Annotated in this window: 16 protein-coding genes; 11 read left to right on the top strand and 5 right to left on the bottom strand. The window is 74.4% G+C overall.

The window, feature by feature from the left end:
• Positions 1-36: 36 nt before the first annotated feature.
• From OH807_RS03230 to OH807_RS03210, 5 genes are read left to right on the top strand one after another with little or no spacing between them, the layout of a single operon-like run.
• On the top strand, positions 37-1,536 hold the full coding sequence (locus OH807_RS03230) for a CoA-acylating methylmalonate-semialdehyde dehydrogenase (protein ID WP_406193651.1): 1,500 nt from the start codon (positions 37-39) through the stop codon (positions 1,534-1,536).
• 4 nt (positions 1,537-1,540) lie between these two features.
• Positions 1,541-2,680, top strand: coding sequence for an acyl-CoA dehydrogenase family protein (locus OH807_RS03225; RefSeq protein WP_406193649.1), 1,140 nt, complete (start codon positions 1,541-1,543; stop codon positions 2,678-2,680).
• Complete coding sequence (locus OH807_RS03220; RefSeq protein ID WP_406193647.1) at positions 2,680-3,753, top strand: enoyl-CoA hydratase/isomerase family protein; 1,074 nt, start codon at positions 2,680-2,682, stop codon at positions 3,751-3,753. Before OH807_RS03225 ends, OH807_RS03220 begins: the two co-directional genes overlap by 1 nt.
• Entirely contained in the window at positions 3,750-4,637 is an 888-nt protein-coding gene (gene mmsB, locus OH807_RS03215) for a 3-hydroxyisobutyrate dehydrogenase (RefSeq protein ID WP_406193645.1), read from the top strand. The genes OH807_RS03220 and mmsB overlap by 4 nt, the downstream gene beginning before the upstream one ends.
• Positions 4,634-5,410, top strand: coding sequence for an enoyl-CoA hydratase (locus OH807_RS03210; RefSeq protein ID WP_406193643.1), 777 nt, complete (start codon positions 4,634-4,636; stop codon positions 5,408-5,410). Before mmsB ends, OH807_RS03210 begins: the two co-directional genes overlap by 4 nt.
• Positions 5,411-5,462: 52 nt before the next feature.
• On the opposite strand, the gene cobF is transcribed toward OH807_RS03210, so the two are convergent.
• Together cobF and ddaH are read right to left on the bottom strand one after the other, a co-directional pair.
• A complete protein-coding gene (gene cobF, locus OH807_RS03205; RefSeq protein ID WP_406193641.1) occupies positions 5,463-6,221 on the bottom strand; it encodes a precorrin-6A synthase (deacetylating) in 759 nt (252 codons plus the stop codon).
• 77 nt (positions 6,222-6,298) lie between these two features.
• Positions 6,299-7,117 (bottom strand): dimethylargininase, encoded by an 819-nt coding sequence (gene ddaH, locus OH807_RS03200; protein WP_406193639.1) that lies wholly within the window; start codon positions 7,115-7,117, stop codon positions 6,299-6,301.
• 201 nt (positions 7,118-7,318) lie between these two features.
• Here ddaH and OH807_RS03195 point away from each other — a divergent pair, with 201 nt between their 5' ends.
• From OH807_RS03195 to OH807_RS03175, 5 genes are all read left to right on the top strand, one after another.
• The gene (locus tag OH807_RS03195; protein WP_406193637.1) at positions 7,319-7,504 is read left to right on the top strand and encodes a CsbD family protein; all 186 of its coding nucleotides are present in this window, start codon (positions 7,319-7,321) and stop codon (positions 7,502-7,504) included.
• 249 nt (positions 7,505-7,753) lie between these two features.
• Positions 7,754-8,176 carry an ATP-binding protein gene (locus tag OH807_RS03190; RefSeq protein WP_406193635.1) on the top strand — a complete coding sequence of 141 codons (423 nt, stop codon included), beginning with the start codon at positions 7,754-7,756 and terminating at the stop codon, positions 8,174-8,176.
• 23 nt (positions 8,177-8,199) lie between these two features.
• Positions 8,200-8,565: an STAS domain-containing protein gene (locus tag OH807_RS03185; protein WP_406193633.1), complete on the top strand. Its 366-nt coding sequence runs from the start codon at positions 8,200-8,202 to the stop codon at positions 8,563-8,565.
• A complete protein-coding gene (locus OH807_RS03180; protein ID WP_406193631.1) occupies positions 8,565-9,005 on the top strand; it encodes an ATP-binding protein in 441 nt (146 codons plus the stop codon). Before OH807_RS03185 ends, OH807_RS03180 begins: the two co-directional genes overlap by 1 nt.
• A gap of 193 nt (positions 9,006-9,198) precedes the next feature.
• Positions 9,199-11,598: a SpoIIE family protein phosphatase gene (locus tag OH807_RS03175; RefSeq protein ID WP_406193629.1), complete on the top strand. Its 2,400-nt coding sequence runs from the start codon at positions 9,199-9,201 to the stop codon at positions 11,596-11,598.
• 81 nt (positions 11,599-11,679) lie between these two features.
• Here OH807_RS03175 and OH807_RS03170 read toward each other — a convergent pair whose 3' ends face one another.
• The 3 genes from OH807_RS03170 to OH807_RS03160 form a co-directional block, all read right to left on the bottom strand.
• Positions 11,680-12,045 (bottom strand): PRC-barrel domain-containing protein, encoded by a 366-nt coding sequence (locus OH807_RS03170; protein WP_406193627.1) that lies wholly within the window; start codon positions 12,043-12,045, stop codon positions 11,680-11,682.
• A 132-nt stretch (positions 12,046-12,177) separates the two neighbouring features.
• Positions 12,178-14,610, bottom strand: a complete 2,433-nt coding sequence (locus OH807_RS03165; RefSeq protein WP_406193625.1) for a SpoIIE family protein phosphatase — start codon at positions 14,608-14,610, stop codon at positions 12,178-12,180.
• Between the two features lie 176 nt (positions 14,611-14,786).
• Positions 14,787-18,809 (bottom strand): HAMP domain-containing protein, encoded by a 4,023-nt coding sequence (locus OH807_RS03160; protein ID WP_406193623.1) that lies wholly within the window; start codon positions 18,807-18,809, stop codon positions 14,787-14,789.
• 507 nt (positions 18,810-19,316) lie between these two features.
• On the opposite strand from OH807_RS03160, the gene OH807_RS03155 reads away from it, so the two are divergent.
• The gene (locus OH807_RS03155; RefSeq protein ID WP_406193621.1) at positions 19,317-19,787 is read left to right on the top strand and encodes an ATP-binding protein; all 471 of its coding nucleotides are present in this window, start codon (positions 19,317-19,319) and stop codon (positions 19,785-19,787) included.
• Positions 19,788-19,824: the final 37 nt, after the last annotated feature.

Raw genomic sequence — 19,824 nt, 5'->3', positions numbered from 1 at the left:
GGATCCAGCTGACTTCCTGACGAGAGCAGGTTTCTGATGGTCCGTGAACTCACCCACTTCATCGGCGGCAAGCACGTCGCCGGTACCTCCGGGGCGTTCGGCGACGTCTACGACCCCAACACCGGCACGGTGCAGGCCCGCGTGCCGCTCGCGAGCCGGGCCGAGACCGGGGCGGCGATCGCCGACGCCGAACAGGCCCAGGCCGAATGGGCCGCCTGGAACCCGCAGCGGCGGGCCCGGGTGCTGCTGCGCTTCCTCCAGCTGGTCGAGCAGGAGAAGGACGAGCTCGCCCGGCTGCTCTCCGCCGAGCACGGCAAGACCGTCGCCGACGCCCACGGCGATCTCCAACGCGGCCTGGAGGTCGTGGAGTTCGCCGCCGGGATCCCGCACCTGCTGAAGGGCGAGTTCACCGACAGCGCCGGTACCGGCATCGACGTGTACTCCTTGCGCCAGCCGCTCGGCGTGGTCGCCGGCATCACCCCGTTCAACTTCCCCGCGATGATCCCGCTGTGGAAGGCGGCGCCCGCGATCGCCTGCGGAAACGCCTTCGTGCTCAAGCCGTCCGAGCGCGACCCGTCGGTGCCGCTGCGGCTCGCCGAGCTCTTCCTCGAAGCGTGCCTGCCGCCCGGCGTGCTGAACGTCGTCAACGGCGGCAAGGAGGCCGTGGACACCCTGCTGGAGGACCCGAGGGTCCAGGCGCTCGGCTTCGTCGGCTCGACGCCGATCGCCCAGTACGTCTACGCGACGGCCGCCGCCCACGGCAAGCGGGCGCAGTGCTTCGGCGGCGCCAAGAACCACCTGATCGTGATGCCCGACGCCGACCTCGACCAGGCCGCCGACGCGCTCATCGGCGCCGGCTACGGCTCCGCCGGCGAGCGGTGCATGGCCATCTCCGTCGCCGTGCCGGTGGGGGAGGGGACGGCCGACGCCCTGGTGGCCAAGCTCACTGAGCGGATCGCCGCCCTCAAGGTCGGCGCCTCCCACGACCCGGAGGCCGACTTCGGCCCGCTGGTCAGCCGGGACGCCCTGGACCGGGTGCGCGGATTCCTCGACGTCGGCGTCGAGGAGGGCGCCGAACTGGTCGTCGACGGCCGCGATCTGACGGTGCCGGGGTACGAGGGCGGGTACTTCCTCGGTGCCACCCTCTTCGACCGGGTCACCCCCGGGATGCGGATCTACCGGGAGGAGATCTTCGGCCCGGTGCTGTGCGTGGTGCGCGCCGCGGACTACGCCGAGGCGCTCCGGCTGCCGAGCGAGCACGAGTACGGCAACGGCGTGGCGATCTTCACCCGGGACGGCGACACCGCACGGGACTTCGCCCGCCGGGTCAACACCGGCATGATCGGCGTCAACGTGCCGATCCCCGTCCCGGTCGCCTACCACACCTTCGGGGGCTGGAAGCGCTCCGGCTTCGGCGACCTCAACCAGCACGGGCCGGACTCGATCCGCTTCTACACCCGCACCAAGACCGTCACCTCGCGCTGGCCCTCCGGGGTCAAGGAGGGCGCGAGCTTCACCATCCCGACGATGGGCTGAGGCCGTGCACGCACTGACGGAGGACCAGCTCGCCATCGCCGCGACCACCAGGGGCTTCGCGCGCGAGCACCTCGCCCCGCACGCCGTCGCCTGGGACCGCGACAAGCACTTCCCGCTCGACGTGCTGCGCAAGGCCGCCGGGCTCGGGCTCGGCGGGGTGTACGTCCGCGAGGAGGAGGGCGGTTCGGGGCTCACCCGGCAGGACGGCGTCCTGGTGTTCGAGGCGCTGGCCACCGGCTGCCCCTCGATCGCCGCCTACCTCTCCATCCACAACATGGTCGCCTGGATGGTCGACCGCCACGGCACGGCCGCGCAGCGCGCCCGCTGGCTGCCCGGCCTCTGCGCGGTCGAGAGCCCGGGCAGCTACTGCCTGACCGAGCCCGGCGCGGGCTCCGACGCCGCCGCCCTGGCCACCCGGGCCGTCCGGGACGGCGACGGCTGGGTGCTGGACGGCGTCAAGCAGTTCATCTCCGGGGCCGGGGCCTCACAGGTCTACCTCGTGATGGCGCGCACCGGGGGCAGCGGCCCGCGCGGGATCTCGGCGTTCGTCGTCGAACGCGACGACCCGGGGCTCTCCTTCGGCCCGAACGAGCAGAAGATGGGCTGGAACGCCCAGCCGACCCGCCAGGTCGTGCTGGACGGCGTCCGGCTGCCGGCCGGCCGGCTGCTCGGGGCGGAGGGCGAGGGCTTCCGGATCGCCATGGGCGGGCTGAACGGCGGCCGGCTGGGCATCGCCGCCTGCTCGCTCGGCGGCGCGCAGGACGCGCTGGAGCGGGCCACCGGCTACCTCGCCGAGCGGGAGGCGTTCGGCGCCAGACTCCTGCACGCCCAGGCACTGCAGTTCCGACTGGCGGACATGGCCACGGAGTTGGAGGCGGCCCGGTCGCTGCTCTGGCGGGCCGCCGCCGCGCTCGACCGGGGCGACCCGCGGGCGCCCGAGCTGTGCGCGATGGCCAAGCGGTACGCCACCGACACCGGCTTCGAGGTGGCCAACCAGGCGCTCCAACTGCACGGCGGCTACGGCTACCTGGCCGAGTACGGCATCGAGAAGATCGTCCGCGACCTGCGGGTGCACCAGATCCTGGAAGGGACCAACGAGATCATGCGCGTCATCGTCGCCCGCGGCCTGACCGGAGCCGCCTGATGGCCGGGCACACCACCGACGAGGTACTGGTCCAGCGCGAGGGCCGGGCCGGGCTGATCGTCCTCAACCGGCCCGCCGCCCTCAACGCCCTCACCCACGGCATGGTCCGGAGCATCGCCGCCGCGCTCGACGCCTGGGAGGACGACGACCGGGTGCAGGCCGTCGTCGTCACCGGGGCCGGCGAGCGGGCCTTCTGCGCCGGCGGCGACATCGTCGCCATCCACCGGGCCGCCACCGGCGGGGACGCGCGCGCGGTCGAGGAGTTCTGGCGTGACGAGTACCGGCTGAACGCCCGCATCGCCCGCTACCCCAAGCCCTACGTCGCCGTCATGAACGGCATCGTGATGGGCGGCGGGGTCGGCGTCTCCGCCCACGGCAGCACCCGGATCGTCACCGGGGCCACCCGGCTGGCCATGCCGGAGGCCGGCATCGGCTTCGTCCCCGACGTCGGCGGCACCTACCTGCTCGCCCTCGCCCCCGGCGAACTGGGCACCCACCTCGCCCTGACCGCGGGCTCGGCCGGTGCCGCGGACGCCCTGCTCTGCGGCCTCGCCGACCACTACGTGCCCGCCGAACGGCTGCCCGCCCTGCTCGACGACCTCGCCGAGCGGCCCGTCCACGACGCGCTCGCCCGGCACGTCGAGCCCGCACCGCCGGCCCCGCTCGCCGGACAGCGCGGGTGGATCGACAGCTGTTACGCGGCCGGCACCGTCGAGGAGATCCTCGACCGGCTCGGCGACAGCGGCGAGCCCGAGGCCAAGAAGGCGGCCGACCGGATCACCGCCAACTCGCCGACCGCGGTCAAGGCGACGCTCGCCGCGCTGCGCCGGGCCCGCGCGCTCGGCCCGCTGGAGGCCGTGCTCGACCAGGAGTACCGGACGTCCTGCGCCGCACTCGCCACCCCGGACCTCGCCGAGGGCATCCGGGCCCGGGTGATCGACAAGGACCGCACGCCGCGCTGGCGGCCGGCCACCCTGGGCGGCGTCGAACCCGCCGCGGTGGCACGGTACTTCGCCCCGCTCGGCGAGCGGGAACTCGGCCTCGCCACCACCAGACCCCTGGAGCGCTGGTGACCCTGACCATCGGATTCGTCGGACTCGGCAACATGGGCGGCCCGATGGCCGCCAACCTCGTCGCGGCCGGGCACCGGGTGCACGGCCACGACCTCGCGCCGGAGGCCCTCCGGCAGGCGGAGGCGGCCGGGGTCCGCCCGGCGGCCTCGGCGGCCGACGCGGTGCGCGACGCCGACGTGGTGATCACCATGCTGCCGGCCGGCCGCCACCTGCTGGCCGCCTACGGGGCGGCGCTGCCCGCCGCCCGCCCGGGAACGCTCTTCGTCGACTGCTCCACCGTCGACGTCGCGGAGGCCCGGACGGCCAACGCCCGTGCGGTGCAGGCCGGGCACCGGGCGCTCGACGCGCCGGTGTCCGGCGGCGTGCCGGGCGCGACCGCCGGGAGCCTCACCTTCATGGTGGGCGCCGCGGAGGCGGACTTCGCCGCCGCCCGGCCGGTGCTGGCGGCGATGGGCAGCAAGGTCGTGCACTGCGGCCCCCCGGGGGCCGGTCAGGCCGCGAAGATCTGCAACAACATGATCCTCGGTATCTCGATGATCGCCGTCAGCGAGGCATTCGTCCTCGGCGAGAGCCTGGGCCTCAGCCACCAGGCGCTCTTCGACGTGGCCTCGACCGCCTCCGGGCAGTGCTGGGCACTGACCAGCAACTGCCCGGTGCCGGGCCCGGTCCCGGCCAGTCCGGCGAACCGGGAGTACCGGGCGGGCTTCGCGGCCGCACTGATGGCCAAGGACCTCGGACTGGCCGCCGGGGCCGCCGAATCCGCCGGCCTGCCGGTGGAACTCGGCCTGAAGGCGGCGCAGTTGTACGCCGACTTCGCCGCCGACGAGGGCGCCGGCCTGGACTTCTCGGCGATCATCACCACCATCAGGGAGAACGGCAAATGAGCGGCTACCGGACGATCCTGGTCGAGCGCAGGGGCCGGGTCGGGCTGATCACCCTCGACCGGCCGGAGGCGCTCAATGCGCTCAACACCCGGCTGATGACCGAAGTGGTCGCCGCGGCCAGGGAGTTCGACCGGGACGAGGGGATCGGCGCGCTGGTGATCACCGGCTCGGAGAGGGCCTTCGCCGCGGGTGCGGACATCAAGGAGATGCAGCCGCTGACCTTCGTCGACGCCTATCTCGGCGACTGGTTCGCGGCCTGGGACGAACTGGGCCGGCTGCGCAAGCCGGTGGTCGCCGCCGTGGCGGGCTACGCGCTGGGCGGCGGCTGCGAGCTGGCGATGCTCTGCGACGTCCTGCTCGCGGCGGACACCGCGAAGTTCGGTCAGCCGGAGATCAAGCTCGGCGTGATCCCGGGCATCGGCGGCTCGCAGCGGCTGACCCGCGCGATCGGCAAGGCCAAGGCGATGGAGCTCTGCCTGACCGGCCGGACGATGGGGGCCGAGGAGGCCGAGCGGGCCGGCCTGGTCTCCCGGATCGTCCCGGCCGACCGGCTGCTCGCCGAGGCGCTGGCCACCGCCGGGACGATCGCGGGGATGTCCACCCCGGCGGCCGTGATGATGAAGGAGAGCGTCAACCGCGCCTTCGAGACCACGCTGGCCGAGGGCGTCCGCTTCGAACGCCGGCTGTTCCACGCGGTGTTCGCGACGGCGGACCAGAAGGAGGGCATGGCCGCCTTCGCCGAGAAGCGCCCGGCCTCCTTCACCCACCGCTGACCCGCGCCGTGGTGGGCCGGGCCCCGCCCGCGGGCCGGCCCACCACGGGCCGTCAGCCCTCCGTACGGCGGAGCAGGTACGTGTCCATGATCCAGCCCTTGCGCTCGCGGGCCTCCTCGCGCAACTCGCCGATCCGCGGGGCGGCCTCCGCCAGCGGGCCGGCCACCAGGATCTCGTCCGGGGTGCCGAGATAGGCGCCGTAGTGGATCTCCAGGCCCTCGGGGTCGATCGCGGCGAACGCGGCGCGCCCGTCCAGCATCACCACCACGTCGTCCACGCCCTCGGGGAAGCCCTCCGCGAGGCGGCGCCCGGTGGTGATCTGCACCGGGCGGCCGACCCGGGTCAGCGTGGTCCGGTGCCGGGCCGCGAGCGCCGAGACGCTGCTGATGCCCGGCACGACCTCGTACGCGAAGGTGGCGGTGCCGCGGGCCAGCACCTCGTCGACGACGGCGATGACGCTGTCGTAGAGGCTCGGATCGCCCCAGACCAGGAACGCGCCGGTCTCCTCCGGCCCGAGGTGCTCGGCCACCAGCCGCTCGACGAGGTCCGCCCGGCGGCTGCGCCAGTCGTCCACGGCCGCCGCGTACGCGGGGGTGGCGCGGTCCCGGTCCGCGTCCGGGACGCCGACCACGCGGTGGCCGGGCCGCCCGTGCTCGGCCAGCATCTGCCGCCGCAGCCGGATGAGGTCCTGCCGGTCCTCGTTCTTGTCGAGGATGAAGAAGACGTCGGTGCGGGCGAGCGCCTTCACTGCCTGGAGGGTGAGGTGGTCGGGATCGCCCGCGCCGATGCCGATGACGAGGATGTGCTGCATGGCAGTGATTCTGCCGCGTGCCCGGTGCGGCCGTGAACCCCCGGCCCCCGCCGCCCGGGCCCGGGGGGGCGCCGTCCTCAGGCCGCGTCGAGCTCAAGGGTGCAGCACTTGGCCCCGCCGCCGGCCCGCCGGAACTCCGACACGTCGACGCCGACGGGTTCGAAGCCCCGGTCGGCCAGGCGGCGGGCCAGCCGGTCCGCGGCGGCGGGGAGCACGACGTGGCGGCCGTCGCTGAAGGCGTTCAGCTCGAAGCGCTCGGCCTCCTCGCGGGTCGCGAGCAGGGCGTCAGGGAAGAGAGCCTCCAGCACGGCCCGACTCGCCCGGTCGAACGCGCCGGGGTAGTAGGCCGCCTCGGTGTCGCTCAGCACGCACAGCGCGGTGTCGAGGTGGTAGAAGCGCGGGTCCACCAGCCGCAGCGTCACCACCGGGCGGCCCAGCCGGCGGCGGACTTCGTCGTGCGCCGCCGGCTCGGTGCGGAACCCCGTGCCGGCCAGCAGGATCCGGCCCGCCGTGAGGATGTCGCCCTGTCCCTCGTTGACGTACGCGGCCGTGCCGACAGTGAACGGGCGCCCGGCGAACCAGCGCCGGAACGCCGGTGCCTCCGGGGCCCGCTGCGGGTGGCGGAAGCGCGAGACCAGCACCCGCCCGCCGACCACCGTGGCCGCGTTGGCGCTGAACACCATGTCGGGCAGACCCGGCAGCGGGTCGGCGAACTCCACCTGGTGGCCCAGCGACCGGTACACGCGCACCAGCTGCTCCCACTGGCGGACGGCGAGCCGCCGGTCGACCGGCCTCCCGGGGTCCATCCAGGGGTTGATCGCGTAGTCCACCGCGAAGTACGTGGGCGGGCACATCAGCACCCGGCGGCGGTGCGGGTCGTGCGCCGGTCGCGCCATGGTCGGTCACTCCTCCGGTCCGACGGGGCCCCCGGGAGGCGTCTGCCCGGTGGCGGCGCGCCCAGACGGTATCGGCCCGGGCGGAAGCGCGGCCCCGCGAGGTCCACGCCGGCCGGACGGTTTCGGATCCGCTCTCCGGAGCAGACGCCCGGAGACGTCGGCCCGTACGGAGGGCCGGCCGGAGCACGGAGGAGCGACGCCATGGGCACCGGGGACAAGATGAGGAACGTCGCCGAGAAGGCGAAGGGCAAGACCAAGGAAGCGGTCGGCCGGGCCACCGACGACCCGGGCCTGAAGGCCGAGGGCCGGGCGACCCAGGCCAAGAGCGACGTCAAGCAGGCCGCCGAGAAGCTCAAGGACGCCGCCAAGGACGCCAAGAAGCACTGACCGCCGACGATCCGGGCCGCGATCGGCCCGGCGCGGGAGCGCGCAGTGGGACGTACGCCGCGGCGTCCGCCCACGGGGCCCACGAGCGGCCCGGCCCACCGACGGCCGGGCCGCTCGCCGCCGTCCGGCCCCGGCACACCTTCACCGCAGGGCCGGGCGCGCCGGTTCCACCGGCGGCTGCGGGGTAGGCGCGAGGCCCGGGCCCGTACTCCACCGGCCCGGACCGCTCCGGGAGAGCCGAGGTGCGTCGTGCGGTGTGTACCCACGCTCGACGTCGACCTGGACGGAACCCCCGGGTCGGAGGGCCGGGCGCGCCGCGCCGCGGGCAGCTTCCTCGGCGAACTGGCCGGCCTCGGCCGGGGCGGGCTGAGCTCGCAGACCCGCCTGGACGCGGTGCTGGTGGTCAGCGAGCTGGTGGGCAACGCCTGCCGCCACGCACCGGGCCCCTGCCGGCTGAGCATGGCCGTCGCCGACGCGGGCGTCGAGATCGCCGTCGAGGACACCAGCCCGGAGCTGCTCCACCCGGTCGCGCAGCCGGGGGCCTTCGGGCACGGCCTGCTCCTGGCGGCGGTCGTCGGTCAGCGGGTGCACGCCGTCCGGACGGCCACGGGCAAGGTCGTCGAGACCACCGTCCGCGACCGCGGCGCGGCGATCCGGCCTATCGTGGAGTGACAGCGAGGGAGGAGCGCACGCCCATGGAAGCTGACCGTGCCCCGGCCGGCCTCACGGTGGTGGTCGGCGCCTCCGGGCGGAGCGTGGTCCTGCGCCCCGAGGGCGAACTGGACCACGACACGGCGCAGCCGCTGCGCGAGGCACTGGAGACCGCGCTGCGCGGCCCGCCCGGCCCGGTCGTGATCGACTGCGAGGCGCTGTCGTTCTGCGACTCCACCGGTCTGAACCTGCTGCTCCGCACCCGCCTCGCCGCCGAGGACGGCGGCCGGGCGCTGGTGCTCGCCGGGCCCGGCCCGATGGTGGCCCGGATGCTCGAAATCACCGGCGCACAGGGGATCATCGACGTCTTCCCGTCGGTGGCCGAGGCACTGGCCGGCCAGGACTCCTGATGCGACCCGCCACCGACCGCCGCCTGCCCCTCGGGTCCGTCACCGGGGCGGTCACCCGGTCCCGCGCCTTCACCGCCGAGGTGCTGGCCGACTGGGGCTGGCTGCCGGCCGCCGCGGGCGGGGAGCGCCGGGCCGTGGCGGACGACGTCCTGCTGGTCGTGAGCGAGCTCGTCACCAACGCCGTCCGGCACGGCGGCGGCCGGATCGAGCTGCGGCTGCGCCCGTCGCCCCCGGGGTTGCGCGTCGAGGTGTCGGACGGCAGCACCGAGCCGCCGGTGCTCCGGTACGACGACGACCCGGCCGTTCCCGGCCGGCACGGGCTGCGCGTGGTCGCGCTGCTCTCCTGGGACTGGGGCAGCGTTCCGGCGGCGGGCGGCAAGACCGTGTGGTCGGAGATCGCTGCCCCGCCCGCGGCCGCCGCCGGGCGCCGTCCGGATTGACGACCGCGAACCGCGGCGCCGTTCCCCGTGCGCGCCGCGCGCCCGCACCTCGGCGCCGCACCGCCGCGCGGCCCGCTCGGCGCCGCCCCGTCCCCGGCCTAAGCTGGAATCTCGACACGGCGCTCCGCACCCTCCCCGCCCGCCCGGACGGGCGCGGACCGGGGCCTCGGCAGAACGGACCAGGGGGCGAGGCGTGGCGGAACAGGAGAGCGAGAGCGTCCGACTGCGGGCCACCATCGACCGCCTGCGCGGTGAGGTGGAGGGCCAGCGCCGGGCCATGCGCACGCGCGCCGTGATCGAGCAGGCCAAGGGCATCCTGATCGAGCGGATCGCCTGCACGCCGGACGAGGCCTTCAGCCACCTCGTCCAGCTGTCCCAGGACAGCAACCGCAAGCTCGTCGACATCGCCGCCGACCTCCTCGCAACGGTCGCGCCGCCGGAGGCCGAGCAGCTCCTGCCGCCCGCCGCACCACGCTCCGCCCGCGCCGAACCCGGCCCGGCCGCCGGCGCGCCCGCAGCGGACACGGCCTCCGCCGACACCGTCACCGGCGACTTTGCGGCCCGCTACCACGTCGCCGCCTCGGCCCTCGCCTCGGCGGAGTCTCCCGACGAACTCGCCGCCCGGCTCACCGAGACGGCCCTTGCCCCGCTGGGCGTGGGCGCGGTCGCCCTCACCCTCCTGGAGCCCGACGGCGCACTGCGCCTGGTCGCCAGCCACGGCGTGCCCGCCCACCAGCTCAGCCAGTGGCAGCGGATCCCCCCGCACACCTCCCTCCCGCTGACCGACGCGGCGCGCGGCGGAGCCACCGTCTGGGTGCGCGGACGCACCGAGTTCGGCACGCGCTACCCCGACCTGAAGGGCGAGGACCTCGTCCCCGGCGACACCGTCTGCGCCCTGCCGCTGCGCACCGGGGAACAGCTGATCGGCGCGATGAAGCTCGGCTGGCCCGGGACGTTCCGGGCGGACCGGGCCACCGAGCGCTACCTCTCCGCGCTGGCCCGGCTCTGCGCCGCCCAGTTGCTGCGCGTGCTCGCCCCCGGCGGGGAGGACGGGGGAGCACCGGTGCCGGCCGGCGAGCCGTGGTTCCGGGCGGTGCTGGACGCGCTCCTCGACCCGGTCCTGATCCTGCACGGCGTGCGCGAGGCCGAGGGGAAGGTCACCGACCTGCGCGTCGCGCACGCCAACGCGGCCACCATTGACCTGGCCGGCCGGACCGGCCAGGACATCGCCGGCCGGCTGCTCAGCGAGCTCTACCCCGGCATGGTCTCCTCGGGCACCTTCCAGCGCCTGCTCGACGTCGCGGTCTCCGGCGTGCCGTACCAGGGGGAGGCCGAGCAGTACATCGAGATCGTCGGCGGTGCCGTCCACGGGTCGACCATGACGCTGCACGCCACGCCGTTCCTCGACGGGGTCCTGGTCAGCTGGCGCACGCACGACGAGCAGGAGCGCCGCGACCAGCAGCTCGCCCAGGCGCAGCGGCTGGCCGGCCTCGGCACCTGGCAGTGGGAGGTGGCCAGCGCGCGGATGGACTGCTCGCCCGAGGTCTTCCGGCTGCTCGGCCTGCCGGGGCGGGCGGAGCCGGGCACCCTCACCCCGGCCGAGGCGGAGGCGGCCGTCGCCCCGGCCGACCGCGCCGCCGTCCGGCTCCTGGCGGAGCGGCTGCTCGCCGGGCGCGCCTCCGGCACGCTCGAATTCCGGGTGGTCCGCCCGGACGGCGTCACCCGGAGCGTGCGGGCGACCGCCGAGACCGTGCCCGGGAGCGGTGACGACGACGTCCTCGCCGTCCACGGCGTCATCCAGGACGTCACCGCCTGGCGGCACACCGAGAAGGCGCTCGCCGACACCAGGGCCCGGCTCGCCGAGCAGGTCCGCCGGACGGCCGTCGAGCATCGCGCCGTCCGGGCCCTCCAGCACGCGCTGATGGACGTGCCGAGCGGCCCGTCGGCGGACGGCCTCGACATGGCGGCCCGCTACCTGCCGGCCGAGCGCGACGCCCGGGTCGGCGGCGACTGGTACGACGCGCTCACCCTCCCCGACGGCACCGTCCTGATCGTGGTCGGCGACGTCTCCGGCCACGGCCTGCGGGCCGCCGCCGGGATGGCGCAGCTGCGCGACGCGCTGCGCGGCCTGGCGTTCACCGGCGTCCAGCCGGACGAACTGCTCCACCTGCTCAACGAGATGCTCTGCCACCTCGGCGGCGACTTCATCGCCACGGTCGTCTGCGGCCGGCTCGACCCCGCCCGGCGCACCCTGGTCTGGGCCCGGGCCGGGCACCTGCCGCCGCTGCTGGTCCACGACGGCGTCGCCCGCTACCTGGAGCCGCCGCCGGGGCCGCTGCTCGGTGCCCGCCCGGGCGCCGTCTACCGCAGCGGCGTCCTGACGCTGGAGCCGGACGACGTCGTCCTGCTCTTCACCGACGGGCTGGTCGAACGGCGCGACGAGGGCCTCGACCGCGGTCTCGAACGGCTGATCGCGGCGGTGGAGGAGTACCGGGTGCCGGGGATCCCGGGGCTGCTCGACCACGTGCTGCGCCGGCTCGGGGCCCCCAACCCGCAGGACGACACCTGCGTGATCGGTATCCGCCCGTCCTGACCGGCGGCCCCGGCCCCGGACGCCCACGGGCCGCCACCGGCGGCGGTGGCGGCCGTGCGGGGGCCTCGGACCGGCGGGGCGTCAGATGACGTGGCCACCGTAGAAGGGGCCGTAGTAGTCCGCGTACCGCTCCTGGTAGCGGGCGTCGCCGTCGTGCGTGTCCTTGTCGTACTCCGGGCTGCCCTTGATCTCGTCCTTGGTCCGGTCGACGTAGACCTTCTTCTCCTCCTGGTCGACCCGCAGCACGGTGCCGGCGGGGAGCAGGACGTGCTTGCCGAAGATCCACGGTCCGGTGTCGACGACCAGGTACTGGGAGCCGACCACCTCGGACAGCTTGTCGACCTTCCCGATCGCGCCGTCCGCCGCCTCCACGTGGAAGCCGATCAGGTCGGTGCCGGTGACGTGCCCGGAGGTACTGCGGAAGTCCCAGATCTCGATGCCGCTCATGGCGTCTCCCTCGGGTCGCGGCGCCGCCCGGGCGGTTCCCGGTGCGGCGCGTTCTGCGTCCCCCCGCCTGCCCCGGCACCCGCGCCCCACACCTCCGGCTCCGGCCCGGATCCGGGCCGGCGCCGGCCCGGCTCAGCGCACGGTGACCCCGATCAGGCAGGTGTCGTCGTCGGTGTCGGAGCTGCTGTACCGCAGCAGGTGGTCGAGCCGGCGGTCCAGCTCGGTGAGGCCGTCCGCCGTTCCGGCGGCGGCCAGCAGGTCGTCGAGCGACTGCTCCAGGGAGCGGTCCCGGCGTTCGATCAGACCGTCGGTGTACATCATCAGGGTGTCCCCGGCCTGCAGCCGGATCTCGCCCTCCTCGTAGTCGGCCTGGTCGATCGCGCCCAGCAGGATCCCGGAGACGGTCGGCAGTTCGGCGGCCGTGCCGTCGCGCACCAGGATCGGGGGCAGGTGGCCGGCCCGGGCCCAGCGCAGCGCCCTGGTCCGCGGTTCGTAGAGGGCACAGATGGTCGTCGCGGTGACGTTGTCGGTCAGGTGGTGCGTCACCGTGTTGAGCCATCCCAGGAGCTGGCCCGGGCCGGCACCGGTGGCGGCGAGACCGCGCAGGGCGTTGCGCAGCGCCACCATGCCGGTGGCCGCCTCGATGCCGTGCCCGGCGACGTCGCCCACGCAGAGCAGCACCTGGCCGGTCGGCAGGGCGAGCGCGTCGTACCAGTCGCCGCCGACCAGGTGGTCCTTCTCGGCCGGCCGGTAGCGCACCGCCACCCGGAGGTCGTGCAGGTCCAGCGGGCCGCGGCTGGGCGGCATGATGGCGTGCTGGAGCTGGAGGGCCAGCCGGTTGCGCTCGGCGGCCTGCTGCTCGGTGTGGGCGAGCTGGTCGCGGGTGGCCGCGAGCGCGACCTCCGTCCAGTGCTGGGCGGAGACGTCCTGGTAGGCGCCCCGGACGGCGGTGATGCGGCTGTCGGCGTCGAGGACGGGTTCGGCGACGACCCGGATGTGCCGGGCGATGCCGTCGGCGCGCTGGAGGCGGAAGGCCGTGGACGCGGGCCGCTGGTGGTGCAGCAGGGTGCGCAGGAACCGGCCGATGGTGTGCCCGTCGTCGGGGTGCGCGTGGGCGGGCAGGCGTTCGAGCGGGACGGGGTCGGCGTGCGGCGGGAGGCCGTGGAGGTCGAACAGGGTCTCGTTCCAGACGATCTCGCCGGTGCGCAGGTTCTCCTCGAACCCGCCGATCCGCCCGAGGCGCTGGGCGTGCTGGAGCAGGCTGGCGACCCGCGCGGTGCCGTCCTCGGTGCGCCAGATGACGACCGCGCGCGTGCCGTGGCGACTGATGCTCACCCGCGCCCGGGTGGTCAGCGGGACGCCGTCGACCAGGGCGGAGAGGCCCATCGCCGGGGAGCGGAACGATTCGCCGGTCGCCAGGACGTGTTCGATCTTCTCGAAGAGGCCGCCCGGTTCGGCCGCGAGCGGGTACGCCTCCAGCAGCCGGGCGCCGAGGATGGCGCTGCGCGGCCGCCCGGCGAAGTCCTCGAAGCCCGGATTGACGTGCTCGATGAGGTGGTCGGTGGGCCGGCCGGCCGCGTCGAGCTCCGGCCGCATCACCAGGCAGGCGTCCTGCAGGCCGTGGACCAGCTCCAGCAGGTCGGCGGTCTGCTGGTCCACGCCGTCCCCGCTCCCGGTGGCCGGGCGGGACTCCAGAGCGGTCGCGCACAGCTCGGCCAGGGCCTCGAACTGCCGTTGCAGCGACTGGGACTGCGCCGGCAGGTCACCGCTCCAGCAGACCTCCAGGACGCCGGTGATCCGCCCGCCCGCGCCGGCCGGCAGCGCCAGCCGTCCGCCGCCGAACTCCCGCTGCCCGATCGAGGGGAGCCCCGCCGCTGCCAGCGACGCATAGGCCGCGGGGGCCCGATCGGTCAGGGCGCGGCGGGCCGGGACGGGCACGCCGGGCGGGACGTGGCGCCAGCGCAGCGCCTCCTCGCCGGCGAACCCGGCACTGCCCGCCAGCGTCAGCGACTGGTCGGAGTTGGCCGCCCAGATCGCCACCGCCTGCGCCCCGAGCGGGCGCAGCGCGTGCTCCAGCACCGACTCCGCGACGGCCTGGACGTCGGAGGCTCCCAGCATCCCCGTCTCGGCGCTGCGCAGCCGGACCCCCACGGACGGCTCGCCCGCCGAGGCCACGAACTCGCGGGCGACGTCGGCGATCCGGTCGTGCGAGGCCTGGTTGACGAGGTCGGCGGCCAGCTCCAGCACGGACAGCGTCGACCGGTCGGCCAGCGTGTCGAGCTGGCGGGCGGCTTCGGCGGGGGAGACGCCCAGCCGCTCCACCAGGATGCCCTTGGCGAGTTCGACCAGGGCCCGCCCGTCGGCCTGCGCCTGCGCCCGGGTCAGCTCGGTGCGCAGCCGGTCGACGGTGGACGTCAGCCGGCCCACCGCGCCGCCGCCGGTGTAGGAGGGTGCTGCGGCGGCGGGCCGCTCCGCCGGGCCGCGCTGGGTGACGACCGAGGGAGGCGTCCGGACCGCCGGGAGCTGGTCCCCTGCGGTGTCCCGAGGCTGCTGGGAGTCGTGCATCGGTGTCTCCTCGGTTGGCACGGTCGGCGGTGGTCGGTCGGCGGGTGGTGGCGGTCGGCGACTGGCGGTCGGCGGTGGTCGGTCGGCGGGCATTGGTCGGGCGGCGGGCGGCGGTCGGTGCGGAGCACCCGCCCCGGCGGTGGGGAACAGCCCTCCCGGGGCTGGTCGGAGCAGCCCTAGGGGCGCAGCCACTGCTCGATGCGGGCGATCAGGTCGCGGGCGTCGACCGGCTTGGTGACGTAGTCGGTGGCCCCCGAGGCGAGGCTCTTCTCCCGGTCGCCGATCATGGCCTTGGCGGTGACGGCGATGATCGGCAGGTCCGCGTGCTGGGGCATCGCCCGGATGGCCGTGGTGGCCGCGTAGCCGTCCATCTCCGGCATCATCACGTCCATCAGGATCAGGTCGACGCCGGTGTTCCGGGTGAGGGTGTCGATCGCGGCGCGTCCGTTCTCGGCCTGGAGGACGAGGATGCCGTGCAGTTCGAGGATCCCGGTGAGGGCGTAGAGGTTGCGGTCGTCGTCGTCGACGACGAGCACGGTGCGGCCCGCGAGCGAGCCGTCGACGTCCTGGGCGACCGGGGCGGAGGTGTCCTCGGCGCGCACCAGCGGCAGCACGTCACCGGGCTGGTCGGCGCTCAGGTGGAGGGCGATGCGCTCGCGCAACTCGTCGAGGCTGGAGAGCAGTTCCAGCGGCTGCGCGGTGGCGCGCTGTTGCAGGAGCCGCTCCTGCTCGGCGCCCAGCCGCCGGTTGTTGTGGGCGAGGACGGGCACGCTGTGCAGCGCGGCGTCCCGGGCCATCTCCTCCAGGAAGTCCAGGGCGGCGCCGTTCGGCAGGTCCAGTTCGAGGACGACGCAGTGGCACGGCGTCGCGGCGAGCGTCTCCGCCGCCTCCCGGGCACCGACCGTGGTGATCACCTCCACCGCCGCGCGGGGGCTGCCGAAGCCGGAGTGCCCGGTCAGATCGGCGACGGCGCTCTCCGCGACGAGCGACAGCAGTCCGCGCCGGCGCTCCTCGATGACCAGCAGCCGCTTGGGCTGGCTGACCTCCGGCGGGCCGGCCGGCCCGGCCTGGTCCTCCTGGCCGGGCGCGGCGGCCTCCACCGGTCCGGACTCCAGGGCCTCCCGCGGGTGCTGGGCGCTCAGTTCGACGAACTCCGCGCGGGAGGCGGGGAGGTAGAGCGAGAAGGTGCTGCCCTGGCCCGGGGTGCTGCGCGCCGTGATGGCGCCGCCGAGGAGGAAGGCGATCTCCCTGCTGATGGAGAGGCCCAGCCCGGTGCCGCCGTACTTGCGGCTGGTCGTCCCGTCCGCCTGCTGGAACGCCCCGAACACGGTCTCCAGGTGCGCCGGCTCGATTCCGATGCCGGTGTCCACGACGTGGAAGGCGATCACCGGGCCGTCGTCCCGGCGGGTGGCCTCCGGCACCTGAGCGTCGTGCGCGATCTCGATCCGCAGCTCCACGCTGCCCTTCTCGGTGAACTTCACCGCGTTGGACAGGAGGTTGCGCAGGACCTGCCGCAGCCGGTAGTCGTCGGTGAGCAGCTCGGGCGGCACGCCGGTGGCGGTGGTGACCTGGAAGGTCAGGCTCTTCTGGCTGGTCAGCGGCCGGAACGTCGCCTCGACGTAGTCGAGCAGCTTGCGCAGCGGGATCCGCTCCGGGGTGACGTCCATCTTCCCGGCCTCGACCTTGGACAGGTCGAGGATGTCGTTGATCAGCTGCAGCAGGTCGGAGCCGGCGGAGTGGATGATGCCGGCGTACTCGACCTGCTTGGCCGTCAGGTTGCGGGTGGGGTTCTGGGCGAGGAGCTGGGCGAGGATGAGCAGGCTGTTGAGCGGGGTGCGCAGTTCGTGGCTCATGTTGGCCAGGAACTCCGACTTGTAGGTGGAGGCCAGGGAGAGCTGGTGTGCGCGGTCCTCCAGCTCCTGGCGGGCCTGCTCGATCTCCAGGTTCTTGGTCTCGATGTCCCGGTTCTGGGCGGCCAGCAGCGCGGCCTTGTCCTCCAGTTCCGCGTTGGAGGACTGCAACTCCTCCTGGCGGGACTGCAGTTCGGCGGAGCGGGCCTGCAACTCGGAGGTGAGGCGCTGGGATTCGCCGAGCAGCTCGTCGGTGCGGGCGTTGGCGACGATGGTGTTCACGTTGACGCCGATGGTCTCCATCAGCTGTTCGAGGAAGGCCCGGTGCACGGGGGTGAAGTCCTGGACGGCGGCGAGTTCGATGACGCCCAGCACCTGGCCCTCGACGACGATCGGCAGCACGATCAGCGAGGTCGGTTCGGCCCGGCCCAGGCCCGAGGAGACGCTCACGTAGCCGGCGGGCAGCCGGTCGACGGCGATCGTACGCCGGCTGCGGGCCGCCTGGCCGACGAAGGACTCGCCGAGCCTGAACCGGGGCGGGGTCTCGCCGGCCGGGAAGGCGTAGGAGCCGATCAGGTTGAGGTAGGTCGCGCCGCCGGCCTCCTCGGCGAGGTAGAAGGCCCCGTACTGCGCGGAGACCAGCGGGGTGATCTCGTCCATGATCAGTTCGGCGACGACGGGCAGGTCGCGCCGGCCCTGCATCAGGGCGGAGATCCGGGCGAGGTTGGACTTGAGCCAGTCCTGGTCCTCGTTGGCCCGGGTGGTCTCGCGCAGCGACTCCACCATGAAGTTGATGTTGTCCTTGAGGTCGGCGACCTCGCCCGAGGCGTCCACCGTGATGGAGCGGGTCAGGTCGCCCTCGGCGACGGCGCTGGTGACCTCCGCGATCGCGCGGACCTGACGGGTCAGGTTGCCGGCCAGCTCGTTGACGTTGTCGGTGAGCCGCTTCCACGTACCGGAGGCGCCCTCGACCTGGGCCTGGCCGCCGAGCCGGCCCTCACTGCCGACCTCGCGGGCCACCCGGGTGACCTCCGCGGCGAAGGCACTCAGCTGGTCGACCATCGTGTTGATGGTGGTCTTGAGCTCCAGGATCTCGCCGCGCGCGTCCACGTCGATCTTGCGGGTGAGGTCGCCCTTGGCGACGGCGGTGGTGACCTGGGCGATGTTGCGGACCTGGCTGGTGAGGTTGTGCGCCATGAAGTTGACGTTGTCGGTGAGGTCCTTCCAGGTGCCGGCCACGTTCGGGACGCGGGCCTGGCCGCCGAGCGTGCCCTCGGTGCCGACCTCGCGGGCCACCCGGGTCACCTCGTCCGCGAAGGCGGAGAGCGTGTCGACCATGGTGTTGATGACCCCGGCCAGGGCGGCCACCTCGCCCTTGGCCTCCACGTTGATCTTCTGCGAGAGGTCGCCCTTGGCGACGGCGGTGGCGACCTGCGCGATGGAGCGGACCTGCCCGGTGAGGTTGGAGGCCATCACGTTGACGTTGTCGGTGAGGTCCTTCCAGGTGCCGGAGGCGCCGCGGACGGTCGCCTGGCCGCCGAGGTTGCCCTCGGTGCCGACCTCGCGGGCGACGCGGGTCACCTCGTCCGCGAACGCGGACAGCTGGTCGACCATCGTGTTGATGGTCTCCTTCAGCTCCAGGATCTCGCCGCGGGCGTCGACCCGGATCTTCTGCGAGAGGTCACCCTGTGCCACCGCGGTGGTCACCTCGGCGATCGAGCGGACCTGTGCGGTCAGGTTGTCGGCCATCACGTTGACCGACTCGGTCAAGTCCCGCCAGGTGCCCGCGACTCCCGGCACCTGGGCCTGGCCGCCGAGCCGGCCCTCGCTGCCGACCTCGCGGGCCACCCGGGTCACCTCGTCGGCGAAGGAGCCGAGCTGGTCGACCATCGTGTTGACGGTGTTCTTCAGCTCCAGGATCTCGCCGCGCGCGGCCACGTCGATCTTCTGCGAGAGGTCGCCCTTGGCGACGGCGGTGGCGACCTGCGCGATGTCGCGGACCTGGCTGGTGAGGTTGCCGGCCATCGCGTTGACGGAGTCGGTGAGGTCCTTCCACGTCCCCGAGACGCCGGGCACCTCCGCCTGCCCGCCGAGCCGGCCTTCGGTGCCGACCTCCCGGGCGACCCGCGTCACCTCGGAGGTGAACAGCGAGAGCTGGTCGACCATGCCGTTGAAGACGGTGGCGATCTCGCCGAGCAGGCCGTCGGCGTCGTCGGGCAGCCGGGTGCCGAAGTCGCCGTCGCGCACGGCGGTCAGCCCGGCCAGCAGGCGCCGCAGGTCCGGTTCACCGACCTGCGCGGTGCCGCCGCTCGTCGTGCGCTGTGCCTGGGGCTTCGTCGTGCCGGCCATCGGGACGTCGCTTCCTCGTAGAGCGCCGAGCCCGGGAAGCCGCCCTCGGACCCCGTCTGCCGGGTGGCCGAGGACCGACCCGGGGGCCCGCCACAGTCAACGCCCGATCCGGCTCCGCCCCGCTCGGGGCCGTGCCGAAGCCGTGCCGGGCACATGTCCGTACCGTCCGGGACGCTACCGCACCCGCTCGGTCGAGGGCGAACCCCGTAGCACGCACGGAAAGTGACGCAAGCCACCCCGGACGGGACGGCCCGGACAAGCCACCCCGGACGGGACACCCACGGGGAGGGCCGTCCCGTGCCGTCCCCGGCGCGGTCCGACCCGTCGCACGTTGCCGGTGTCCCTGGCGAAGCGGTGGGCACACGAGGGGTACCGGCCGGCCGTCACCCGGCCACGGTCGGCACATCAGCAGGTCGGCACATCAGCACATCAGCACATCAGCAGGTCAGCAGGCCAGCACATCAGTAGGTCAGTAGGTCAGTAGGCCGGTCGTCGGAGTGAGGACAGATGAGCGTCAGTGAGCACCGGAGCGCGATCCCGTCGGCGATGCCGGGGGTGCCCGCCGCGGGCCGCACCCGCCGGCTGGACCTGCGCGGCATCGCGGGGGCCGTCGGACGCTGCCGCGACCACACCCGGGCCGCCCTGGAGGACTGGGGCTGGCTGCCCACCGCGGATCCCACCCGGCAGGCCAGGGCCGACGACGTGCTGCTCCTCGTCTCCGAACTCGCCACCAACGCCTGCCGGTACGGCGGCGGACCGGACCAGCTGGTGCTGTCCACGACCGCCCGGGTCCTGCGGATCGAGGTGCTGGACGGCTCCGACGCCCTGCCCGGCCCGCGGCTGCCGCATTCGCCCACCCGCGCGGGCGGCCACGGCCTCCACGCCGTCGCCCTGCTCGCCAGCCGGTGGGGGCACCTGCCGCGCGTCGGGCGCCCGGGCAAGGCGGTCTGGATCGAGATCGACCTCGTGCAGGGCTGAGGTGGCGTCGGCCGAGGGGCCGGTCAGGGTGCGGGCG

Source organism: Kitasatospora sp. NBC_01560, assembly GCF_045208415.1.
Lineage (GTDB): Bacteria > Actinomycetota > Actinomycetes > Streptomycetales > Streptomycetaceae > Kitasatospora.
This window is presented reverse-complemented; position numbering and strand designations above follow the sequence as displayed.

Excerpts from the sequence above, each read along its gene's own strand:
- OH807_RS03210 (WP_406193643.1), top strand. The coding sequence starts at position 4,634 with ATGAGCGGCTACCGGACGATCCTGGTCGAGCGCAGGGGCCGGGTCGGG.
- OH807_RS03230 (WP_406193651.1), top strand. The coding sequence starts at position 37 with ATGGTCCGTGAACTCACCCACTTCATCGGCGGCAAGCACGTCGCCGGT.
- ddaH (WP_406193639.1), bottom strand. The coding sequence starts at position 7,117 with ATGGCGCGACCGGCGCACGACCCGCACCGCCGCCGGGTGCTGATGTGC.
- OH807_RS03160 (WP_406193623.1), bottom strand. The coding sequence starts at position 18,809 with ATGGCCGGCACGACGAAGCCCCAGGCACAGCGCACGACGAGCGGCGGC.
- cobF (WP_406193641.1), bottom strand. The coding sequence starts at position 6,221 with ATGCAGCACATCCTCGTCATCGGCATCGGCGCGGGCGATCCCGACCAC.
- OH807_RS03185 (WP_406193633.1), top strand. The coding sequence starts at position 8,200 with ATGGAAGCTGACCGTGCCCCGGCCGGCCTCACGGTGGTGGTCGGCGCC.
- OH807_RS03180 (WP_406193631.1), top strand. The coding sequence starts at position 8,565 with ATGCGACCCGCCACCGACCGCCGCCTGCCCCTCGGGTCCGTCACCGGG.
- OH807_RS03170 (WP_406193627.1), bottom strand. The coding sequence starts at position 12,045 with ATGAGCGGCATCGAGATCTGGGACTTCCGCAGTACCTCCGGGCACGTC.
- OH807_RS03155 (WP_406193621.1), top strand. The coding sequence starts at position 19,317 with ATGAGCGTCAGTGAGCACCGGAGCGCGATCCCGTCGGCGATGCCGGGG.
- OH807_RS03220 (WP_406193647.1), top strand. The coding sequence starts at position 2,680 with ATGGCCGGGCACACCACCGACGAGGTACTGGTCCAGCGCGAGGGCCGG.
- OH807_RS03165 (WP_406193625.1), bottom strand. The coding sequence starts at position 14,610 with ATGCACGACTCCCAGCAGCCTCGGGACACCGCAGGGGACCAGCTCCCG.
- OH807_RS03195 (WP_406193637.1), top strand. The coding sequence starts at position 7,319 with ATGGGCACCGGGGACAAGATGAGGAACGTCGCCGAGAAGGCGAAGGGC.